The following is an 8806-nucleotide window of genomic DNA, read 5'->3' as shown; positions in this document are numbered from 1 at the left end:
TACAGCCCAGGGGTGCCGAGCTTTAGCGAGTGCTCCCCTGGGTCAGCAGCACACGACCGGGAAGCAAACCCAAAGTGTCGCAACACGACGCCAGGTGCCAGCAGCGTCTGCAACGAGCCCCGCAGCGCCAAAATCGCGTCCTCACTTCCGAAACCCGCCTCATTGCGCTCCGCTCCGTTCCAAAATGCGCAAAATGCCTCGCAGAGGAATGGCCGCCCAGTCGGGACGATTGTTCAGTTCATAGCACACTTCATACACCGCCTTCTCTAGCAGGCAGACCTCCAGCAGCATGCGCAGTTCCTCCCCATTGCCGGGCAGAAAGGATGCGCCCTCGGCCGTGGTCAGATAGGCATTCAAAAACTCCCGGCTGACACCCTCCGTCCACTCTTCCAGTCTGGAGGTTCGCTGCGCCATCGCCGTATGCGCCGCATAATCAAACGACCTCAGCATGCCGGCGACATCCCGCAAAGGCGAATGCTTGATGCGCCGCTCATTCAATGGCCTCGCAGGCTCTCCCTCAAAATCGATGATGATGAAATCATCCCCAGTGTCAAGCACCTGCCCCAAATGGTAGTCCCCATGAATCCGAATGCGCATGGCATTCACCTGCCCATCCATCAGTCTTGAATAACGTTGCAGGATTTCCGGCTCACGTCGCAGCAGATCAACCACCTCGTCACGAATTCCATCAGGCAATGCATGCGCCTTCTGCTCCAGAAGCTGCATCATGTTCCGTATGCCTTCAGCCATGGACCGGCAAAGCGCCACCCGATACGCCGCAGTAAACGCCTCCGGCACAAAGTCCGCATCCTCAGTCTCCGCAGCCAGCGCCAGATGCATCTGCGCCGTGCGCACTCCAAGCAACCGCACTCGTTCAAGATCACTGCCGCCCATGATTTCATCCGCCTCATGCTTATGAGCCAGTGAATGCAGCGTCGAAGTCCATGCAGTGCACTCATTCGGAACATTCGTCACCAGCAGCCCCAGCACCCGCGGCTCGGCACCCGGCGCCCTGTATTCAATGACTCCACAGTAGCCGGGCACATTCCCAAATCGCCCCTCTCCACTGAGGAAGCGCAGCAGTTCCACATCAGGATTCACACCCAGTTCCGGCCAGCGGTAGAGCTTCAGGAAAAACCGCTCGTCGTAAAGAATGGACGAGTTGCTCTGCTCCACCTTCAGCACTTGCGAAGGCAGTGGCTGCGTCATCTCCTTCAACTGAGTTTTAAACACTTCACCGCAAATCCCCACCAACTCCCCCGAGCCACAACAGAGTCGCTGCTCACCGACGATGATCTCCAGCAATGCCGCGCGAAAATGCCCATCCTCAAGCGCATCAACCAGCCCAGCGTCTTCCTCAGCCAGCCGCATCGGCAAAAGATAGGCCTCAGAAGACGCTCCGTCGTAATCCGCCTGTAGCAGGATCATCCGCCCCGCATCTCTCACAGAAAGCGACTCCATTATCTGCACCCCGCGCAGTGTTTGCGCCTTCCCACCAAACCAGCGGCAGCCACGCAGATACTCAATGAATTCAGCGCCGTTCAACGCCGCGAGCGCCTCCGCCCACTTCGCCGTCTGTTCATCATGATTCTGTGCCGCATTGGCCATGCCGATGCTTGCTGCAAATCACGTGCAGGCGCAACACACAGCTCCTCCTCCCAAAAAATGAGGCGGTCGTTGCCGACCGCCTCACGAATTGAATCAACGCGTTGCCCCCCTGATTACAGGTAGTCGTTCACCAGGTTTTCCATCATCTCCTGGCGGCCGCTGCCGAGGAGCGGCTCACCATTGGCAAGCACATGCGCTTCGAGTTCAGCGAAGCCGACTTCGCCCTTCTCGATCTTCGCACCGATGCCGCTGTCGTAGCTGCTGTAGCGCTGCTTGATGAAGGCGTCGATACGGCCGTCTTCGATCATCGCGTGCGCGATCTTCAGGCCGCGTGCAAAGGCGTCCATGCCTCCGATATGGGCGTGGAAGAGATCCACAGGTTCAAAGGATTCACGACGGCACTTGGCGTCGAAGTTCAGACCACCCGTGGTGAGGCCGCCCATCTTGAGCACTTCCAGCATGATCTCGGTGGTGAGATAGATGTTGGTCGGGAACTGGTCGGTGTCCCAGCCGATGAGGGTGTCGCCGGTGTTGGCATCGATGGAACCCAGCGCATTGGCAGCGACGGCGACCTGCATCTCATGACGCATGGAGTGGCCGGCGAGCGTGGCGTGATTGGTTTCAAGGTTCAGCTTGAAATGCTCCAGCAGGTTGTGCTCGCGCAGGAAGTTCAAGCAGGCCGCTGCATCCGAATCGTACTGGTGGGTCGAAGGCTCACGTGGCTTCGGCTCGATGTAGAACTGGCCGGTGAAACCGATCTTCTTCTTGTAATCCACGGCCATGTGCAGCAGACGGGCGAGGTGGCTGACCTCACGCTTCATGTCAGTGTTCCAAAGCGTGGCGTAGCCTTCGCGGCCACCCCAGAAGGTGTAGCCTTCACCACCGAGGCGATGCGTCACATCCATCGCCTTCTTCACCTGTGCGGCGGCGTACGCGAACACTCCGGCGTTCGGGCTCGTGGATGCCCCCTGGCAATAGCGTGCATGGGAGAAGAGGCAGGCGGTGCCCCAAAGCAGCTTCTTGCCGGTCTGCTTCTGCGCTTTTTCGAGTTCGTCAGCCACAGCGTCAAAGGCGGCGTTGCTCTCCGCCAGCGTGTCGAGCTCAGGAGCCACGTCACGGTCATGCCAGCAGTAGTAGTCCACGCCGAGCTTGTCCATGAACTCAAAGCAAGCCCACACGCGGCGCTGCGCATTGGCCACGGAGTTGCTGCCGTCATCCCACGGGCGCTGGGCGGTGCCGCCACCGAAGGGATCGGACAGCGAGTTGCGCATCGCGTGCCAGTAGGCGACCGCGAAACGCATCTGCGAGCGCATCGTTTTACCACCGACGATTTCGTCAGGGTTGTAGTGCTTGAAGGAGAGCGCATTGCGGCTCTTGGGCCCTTCGTACTGAATTTTGGGGATGTCAGGGAAAGCGTCGTTCATGGTAGGAAGGGCAAGGGAGACTAAACAGGACGCAGTGCAACTGGTTCGTAGGACTCTGGCGGACACTTTTTGGGCCAAATTGGACACCCCTCCCAGCTCAGAGCGCCTTCTTGTTCGTCTCCTCGGCCAGCCAAACCGCGACCAAGGTGATGACAGCCATGACAATCAGATACACCGCCACCAGCCATGGTTTGCCCCCGGTTTGATCCAGCAGCGCCGTGGCAATGAGCGGGGCCATGCCACCTGCCAGCGGCGAGGCAAGCTGATACCCCAGCGACGCACCACTGTACCTCACCCGTGTCCCAAAGAGCTCGGAGAAGAACGCCGCCTGCGGGCCATACATCGCCGCGTGGCCGATGAGCCCAATAACCACGGCCAAAATCACCAGCCCCATCTGCCGCGTCTCGATCATCCAAAAAAACGGAAACGCGAAGAGCAGCAAAAAGAACGCACCACCCAGATACACCGGCCGCCGCCCGATGCGATCCGAAAGCGCCCCAAAGCACGGAATAGCCACCAACTGCACTGCGGAACCAATGAGCACCGCATTGAGCAATGTGGCCTGCGGCATCCCAAGCTGCTGCGAGCCGTAGCTGAGCACGAGCACAGTGAAGATGTAGAAAAAGGCGTTTTCGGCGAAGCGCGCCCCCATGGCCAGCAGCACGTTGCGCGGGTGGTCGCGCAGCACGGCAAAAATCGGCACCTTCGGCCCTGCGTCCTGCGCCTTGGCCTGGGTGAAGACCGGACTCTCGATGATCTTCAGCCGGATGAACATGCCGACCCCCAGCAGGAGCACGCCCAGCAAAAACGGCACCCGCCAGCCCCAGGAAAGAAACGCGGCCTCATTCATGGAAGACACAACCATGAAGACCGCATTCGCCAGCAGCAATCCCACCGGCACTCCTGCCTGCACCCAGCTCGCATAATACCCGCGTTTTCCCGTGGCTCCATGCTCCACGGCCATGAGCACCGCGCCACCCCACTCCCCGCCGACACCGAACCCCTGAACAAAGCGCAGCAGCACCAGCAGAATAGGAGCCCAAACGCCCACCTGCGCATATGTCGGCAGCAGGCCGATCAGCACCGTCGCCACCCCCATGAGCATGAGCGTCGTTACCAGCATCGACTTGCGTCCGATCTTGTCGCCAAAATGACCAAAGACAATGCCTCCCACGGGTCGCGCAAAGAAGCCAACCGCATACGTCGCAAAGGCCGCCATCGTCCCCGCCAGCGGGTCAAAGTTCGGAAAGAACAGCTTGTTAAACACCAGCGCCGACGCCGTGCCATAGAGGAAGAAATCATACCACTCGATGGTGGTGCCGATGAAGCTGGCAATGACGACGCGACGGGTGCTGTTGGGATCGGACATGGCTTGGAGCCGCTCAGGCTGAAGGCTGGCCGCGTTCAAGACAAGACTAAAAACTCAATGCCCTCACGCAGCCTCTTTGCAGAGGGATCCGATGAAAGCTTTTTCATATGATCTGCTCGCCGTTTGCTCCTTCTATCCCTGCACCCTTACGCTAAATCAGATTGGAAGTGAATCCAAACGAGCGCTGCGGGGTCCCACGCTCACCATGAAGACAACCATCCTCCTCGCCCTGGCCTCCCTCCTCGGCACCGCGCACTTGCGCAGCCAGTCTGCCGACGCGCCCGTCGATTTCGACAAAGCCCGCCAGCTGTTCGAAAAACGTCAGGGCGGCGCCACGCTCACTGCGGAAGAAAACGCCTTCCTTGAAAAGGCACGCGAAGCCCACGACGCACAGGCACAGAAAAAGGGTGGGAGCGGTGATTTGCCGCCACAAGGACAAGACGGCATCGATTGGGAGAAAGCGCAGAAGCTCCACCAGCGTGAAAATGCCGGTGAAAAGCTGAATGGCGATGAACTCGGCTACCTCGCCAAAGCACGCGAAGCCTTTGCCAAGCGCAATGGCGGGCAGCCACCCTCCTCCAGTTCCAACCCCAACCCCGGTGCAGGCGCAGACGGCATCGACTGGCGGAAAGCGCAGGATCTTTTCCGGCGGGAGCAAAGCGGCGAAAAGCTCAGCGAAGCCGATCAGAAGTACCTCGATCATGCCAAGGAAGTCCGCAGCCGTGGTGGCAATCGCGGCGGCGGCGGTGGCCGTCCGGCGAATCAGCGCAAAGCACCAGATTCTCTCAAGCCCCTCACCGACATGACCGCCGAAGAATCGTACGAAGGCGAAGACGGCGGCCTCTACGGCAAAGGCAGCAATACACCGCCTGAGCCTCTGAAAAAGTCAGCCGACACCGCTCTCTCCCAGATCAAACCTCTCGATGCCGAGGGCCACCCCTCTGCCAGCGGCAAGATCGCGCTGGTTTCCATCAGCATGTCGAACGCCACGCAGGAGTTCTCCTTCTTCAAAGGCATCGCCGACAAAGACTCACGCAAGTCCGACAAACTCACCATCGTCGACTGCGCGCAGGGCGGCCAGACCATGGCCGCGTGGGCCCAGCCAGAAGGCCGTCCGTGGCCTGAAGCGATGAACCGTCTGAAAATTGCCGAAGTCAGCCCGCAGCAGGTGCAGGTGGCCTGGGTAAAACTCGCCAACGCCGGCCCCTCCGGCTCCAAGACCGAGCACCTGGCCACGCTGGAGGCCGACACCATCAAAGTCCTGCACCTCCTCAAAGAGCGTTTCCCAAATCTCCGCATCGCCTATCTCGGCAGCCGCATCTACGCCGGCTACGCCACCACCGGCCTCAATCCCGAGCCCTACGCCTATGAGGGTGCCTTCGCGGTGCGTCATCTCATTCAGCAGCAGATCAGCGGAGATAAATCCCTCGCCCTCGCCAAGTCACCCCTCCTCCTCTGGGGCCCCTACCTTTGGGCCGACGGCGAAAAAGGCCGCAAATTCGACGACCTCAAATACACCAAAGAAGACTTCGGCGGCGACGGCACCCACCCCAGCAACAGCGGTCGCGAAAAAGTCGCCAAGCAACTCCTGGAGTTCTTCGCCACCAGCCCGTTGGCGAAGGGCTGGTTCGCGAAGTAACTGCCACCGACATTCAGATGCCCGGTTGAAACTGCGTTGCCATACTGTAAAATCTACTCATGAGCGCCGTCGTCATCGACATCACCAATGTTCTGCAAAACGTTCTGTCTCTGCCACTGCCAGAACGCTCGTACATTGCCGAGCGCTTGCTGGTCAGTCTGGATGACGAGCAAGAACTGTCGCCCGCTTGGCGTGCCGAGTTGGATGCCCGTGTGCTGCGCCGGGAAAAGGGTGAGACACGTTCCCACAGCCGTAAAGAAGTCCATGAGGAGATCGAGGCGATTCTGGCCTGATGCGCCTGACGTACACATCAGAAGCTCGGCTCGACCTGGCCGAAGCGACCAGCTACTACAAAAGCTGTCACAAAGAACTGGGCAAGGAGTTCTTCCAGCGCATCCAGTCCGCTGAAGAAGATATCATTCATTATCCCGAGGCATGGCGGTCTCTGGGTTCCTCCTACCGCCGCAAGCTCTTGCAGAAGTTCCCCTATGGTCTGGTGTATCACCAGCCCGAACCTGATTGGGTCGAAGTGGTGGCAGTCATGCATCTGCATCGCGAACCAGACTACTGGCACAAACGCACCAACTGAAGTTTGTTTTTACCTCCCCGTCAGCCGCTTCCACAGACCCCTTGCGCCATCAGGAGTCGTGTTTTGTTGCGGCATCTGAGCTGGCTGCCGAGGCGCTGGACCCGCCGAAGAGCGACGCTCGCCCCCCGGACGTCCACCACCACCCTGACCGCTTGGGCGACCACCACCAAATCCACCGGGCCGGCCTCCGCCTTGCCCACCGCCGCCGCCACCTGGGCGACCACCACCACCCTGCGGGCGGCGTGGTTGCGATGAGCGCTGTTCCCGGCGCTCCGGCCGTTCATCGATGAAGGGCTGCGGTGCGGCGTTGTAATCGAAACCTTCCGCTTTTTTGCGGACGAGGCCACGATTGATGAAACGTTCCAGCTTTCGCACATCGGGCAGCTCATCCGGCGAGACGAAGCTGATCGCATCGCCAATGGCCTGCGCACGGCCTGTGCGGCCGATGCGGTGCACATAGTCTTCCACGATGTGCGGGAAGTCGAAATTCACCACGTGCGAAATGCCATCCACATCAATGCCACGCGCGGCGATGTCCGTGGCCACGAGCACGCGCACCGTGCCGGTCTTGAAATCATCCAGCGCGCGCAGGCGCTGGTTCTGCGAACGGTTGGCATGCAGCGTCGCGCACTTCACACCGGTCGATTCCAGCTTTTTGGCGATCTTGTCTGCGCCATGCTTCGTGCGGCTGAAGACCAGCACCATCTGCATTTTTTCATCCTTCAGCAGGTGCGAGAGCAGCGGCATTTTGAGATGCTTGTGCACCTCATAAACCAGCTGGGTCACCGTCTCCGCCGGATTCGCACGCTTGCCGATCTGCACGATCTTCGGCGCACGCTGAAACTCATGCGTCAGCGTTTCGATTTCCTTCGACAGCGTCGCGGAAAACATCAGCGTCTGCCGCTTCTTCGGCAGTTGATTGATCACACGGCGGATGTCCGGCAGGAAGCCCATGTCCAGCATGCGGTCAGCCTCATCCAGCACCAGATATTCAAGCTGCGAGAAATCCGCGCAGCGCTGCTCCATCAAATCGAGCAACCGGCCCGGGCAGGCAATGACGATGTCGCTTCCGGCACGCAGGGCGTCCTTCTGCGGCTTTTCGCCGACACCACCATAAATTTTGGCGATCTTCAGCGGCAGATGTCGGGCATAAGCCAGCACATTTTCCTCGATCTGCGCCACGAGTTCACGAGTGGGTGCCAGCACCAGCACACGTGTGCGGCGGCGCTGCCCCTGGGGAACGGGATTCGAAGTCAGGCGCGTCAGGATCGGCAGGGTGAAAGCCGCCGTCTTGCCGGTGCCGGTCTGCGCGATGCCGATCACATCTCCACCTTGGATGACCACCGGAATGGCCGCAGCCTGGATGGGGGTGGGTTCCGTGTAACCGGCTTCTTCGATGGCAGTGAGGATGTTCGGGTCGAGGCCGAGAGCTTTGAAAGACATGTGCCCTTCCTTAGCCGCCGATAGGGCTATTAGCAATGACACGTTTCGGTACGCCATCCCGGCCCCTCAGAGCTTCGCCGCATCCGCCGCCCGCCACAGATACCACGCCGCCAGGATCCGGTGCGGCTGCCAGCGTTCCGCCAGGGCCCTAAATTCCTTCGGCTTCGGCATCTCATCGAGCTTCTTCGCCACGCGCCAGCCATTGCGCACCCCGAAGTCATCGCTGGGAAACACATCCGGCCTGCCGAGGGTGAAAATGGGAAGCATCTCCACCGTCCAGCGCCCCACCCCGCGCACCGCGACGAGCCTTTCGATCAATTCCTCGTCATCGAGTTTCAGCGCCGCTGCACGTTTGGGGATCTGTCCGCTGATCGTCTTCGCGGCGATGTCACGAATGGCCAGCATCTTCCCCGTGGAAAAGCCGCAGCCTCGCAGCGCCTCATCCGTGGCGCCCATCACCTGTTCAGGCTGTGGGAAGCGCACCTGGGGAAACAAAGCCTTGAAGCGTCTCAAGATCGCCTCTGCCGCGTTTGCATGCAGCTGCTGGTGCGCCACCGCGCTGACCAGCGCCTCATACGGCGAACGTTTCTGAGGCACCAGCAGGCATGGACCATGGGCCTTGATCAGACGGCGCATCACCGGGCAGCGCTTGGAGAGGTGGGCTTCGGCTTCAGAATGCATGGCCGGACACGATTGCGATATCGAAACAAATGCAACATTGATTCAAGACACGA

8 protein-coding genes are annotated in these 8806 nt (G+C 60.1%); 3 read left to right on the top strand and 5 right to left on the bottom strand.

Annotated features, from left to right (window positions below):
• Positions 1 to 159: 159 nt before the first annotated feature.
• The 3 genes from WAW39_RS29835 to WAW39_RS29825 all read right to left on the bottom strand — a co-directional run bounded on the left by WAW39_RS29835 (position 160) and on the right by WAW39_RS29825 (position 4401).
• The gene (locus WAW39_RS29835) at positions 160 to 1608 is read right to left on the bottom strand and encodes a maltokinase N-terminal cap-like domain-containing protein (protein ID WP_422323351.1); all 1449 of its coding nucleotides are present in this window, start codon (positions 1606 to 1608) and stop codon (positions 160 to 162) included.
• Positions 1609 to 1721: 113 nt separating this feature from the next.
• The gene (xylA, locus tag WAW39_RS29830; protein ID WP_422323349.1) at positions 1722 to 3032 is read right to left on the bottom strand and encodes a xylose isomerase; all 1311 of its coding nucleotides are present in this window, start codon (positions 3030 to 3032) and stop codon (positions 1722 to 1724) included.
• A gap of 97 nt (positions 3033 to 3129) precedes the next feature.
• Positions 3130 to 4401 (bottom strand): MFS transporter, encoded by a 1272-nt coding sequence (locus WAW39_RS29825; protein ID WP_422323347.1) that lies wholly within the window; start codon positions 4399 to 4401, stop codon positions 3130 to 3132.
• Between the two features lie 205 nt (positions 4402 to 4606).
• Between WAW39_RS29825 and WAW39_RS29820 the strand changes: the two genes are divergently transcribed.
• Genes WAW39_RS29820 through WAW39_RS29810 form a run of 3 tightly spaced genes read left to right on the top strand, consistent with a single transcriptional unit; the run spans position 4607 to position 6629 of the window.
• On the top strand, positions 4607 to 6040 hold the full coding sequence (locus tag WAW39_RS29820) for a hypothetical protein (RefSeq protein ID WP_422323345.1): 1434 nt from the start codon (positions 4607 to 4609) through the stop codon (positions 6038 to 6040).
• A 59-nt stretch (positions 6041 to 6099) separates the two neighbouring features.
• The gene (locus WAW39_RS29815) at positions 6100 to 6333 is read left to right on the top strand and encodes an addiction module protein (RefSeq protein WP_422323343.1); all 234 of its coding nucleotides are present in this window, start codon (positions 6100 to 6102) and stop codon (positions 6331 to 6333) included.
• A complete protein-coding gene (locus WAW39_RS29810) occupies positions 6333 to 6629 on the top strand; it encodes a type II toxin-antitoxin system RelE/ParE family toxin (RefSeq protein WP_422323341.1) in 297 nt (98 codons plus the stop codon). Before WAW39_RS29815 ends, WAW39_RS29810 begins: the two co-directional genes overlap by 1 nt.
• Positions 6630 to 6638: 9 nt before the next feature.
• Here WAW39_RS29810 and WAW39_RS29805 read toward each other — a convergent pair whose 3' ends face one another.
• A complete protein-coding gene (locus tag WAW39_RS29805) occupies positions 6639 to 8072 on the bottom strand; it encodes a DEAD/DEAH box helicase (RefSeq protein WP_422323339.1) in 1434 nt (477 codons plus the stop codon).
• A 66-nt stretch (positions 8073 to 8138) separates the two neighbouring features.
• Positions 8139 to 8753 carry a DNA-3-methyladenine glycosylase family protein gene (locus WAW39_RS29800; protein WP_422323337.1) on the bottom strand — a complete coding sequence of 205 codons (615 nt, stop codon included), beginning with the start codon at positions 8751 to 8753 and terminating at the stop codon, positions 8139 to 8141.
• Positions 8754 to 8806 lie beyond the last annotated feature (53 nt).

Source organism: Prosthecobacter sp. (assembly GCF_049294395.1).
Taxonomy (GTDB): Bacteria; Verrucomicrobiota; Verrucomicrobiia; order Verrucomicrobiales; family Verrucomicrobiaceae; genus Prosthecobacter.
Note: the sequence above shows the minus strand (reverse complement) of the source record. Positions and strands in the feature narration are given on the sequence as shown.

Excerpts from the sequence above, each read along its gene's own strand:
- WAW39_RS29820 (WP_422323345.1), top strand. The coding sequence starts at position 4,607 with ATGAAGACAACCATCCTCCTCGCCCTGGCCTCCCTCCTCGGCACCGCG.
- xylA (WP_422323349.1), bottom strand. The coding sequence starts at position 3,032 with ATGAACGACGCTTTCCCTGACATCCCCAAAATTCAGTACGAAGGGCCC.
- WAW39_RS29805 (WP_422323339.1), bottom strand. The coding sequence starts at position 8,072 with ATGTCTTTCAAAGCTCTCGGCCTCGACCCGAACATCCTCACTGCCATC.
- WAW39_RS29815 (WP_422323343.1), top strand. The coding sequence starts at position 6,100 with ATGAGCGCCGTCGTCATCGACATCACCAATGTTCTGCAAAACGTTCTG.
- WAW39_RS29825 (WP_422323347.1), bottom strand. The coding sequence starts at position 4,401 with ATGTCCGATCCCAACAGCACCCGTCGCGTCGTCATTGCCAGCTTCATC.
- WAW39_RS29810 (WP_422323341.1), top strand. The coding sequence starts at position 6,333 with ATGCGCCTGACGTACACATCAGAAGCTCGGCTCGACCTGGCCGAAGCG.
- WAW39_RS29835 (WP_422323351.1), bottom strand. The coding sequence starts at position 1,608 with ATGGCCAATGCGGCACAGAATCATGATGAACAGACGGCGAAGTGGGCG.
- WAW39_RS29800 (WP_422323337.1), bottom strand. The coding sequence starts at position 8,753 with ATGCATTCTGAAGCCGAAGCCCACCTCTCCAAGCGCTGCCCGGTGATG.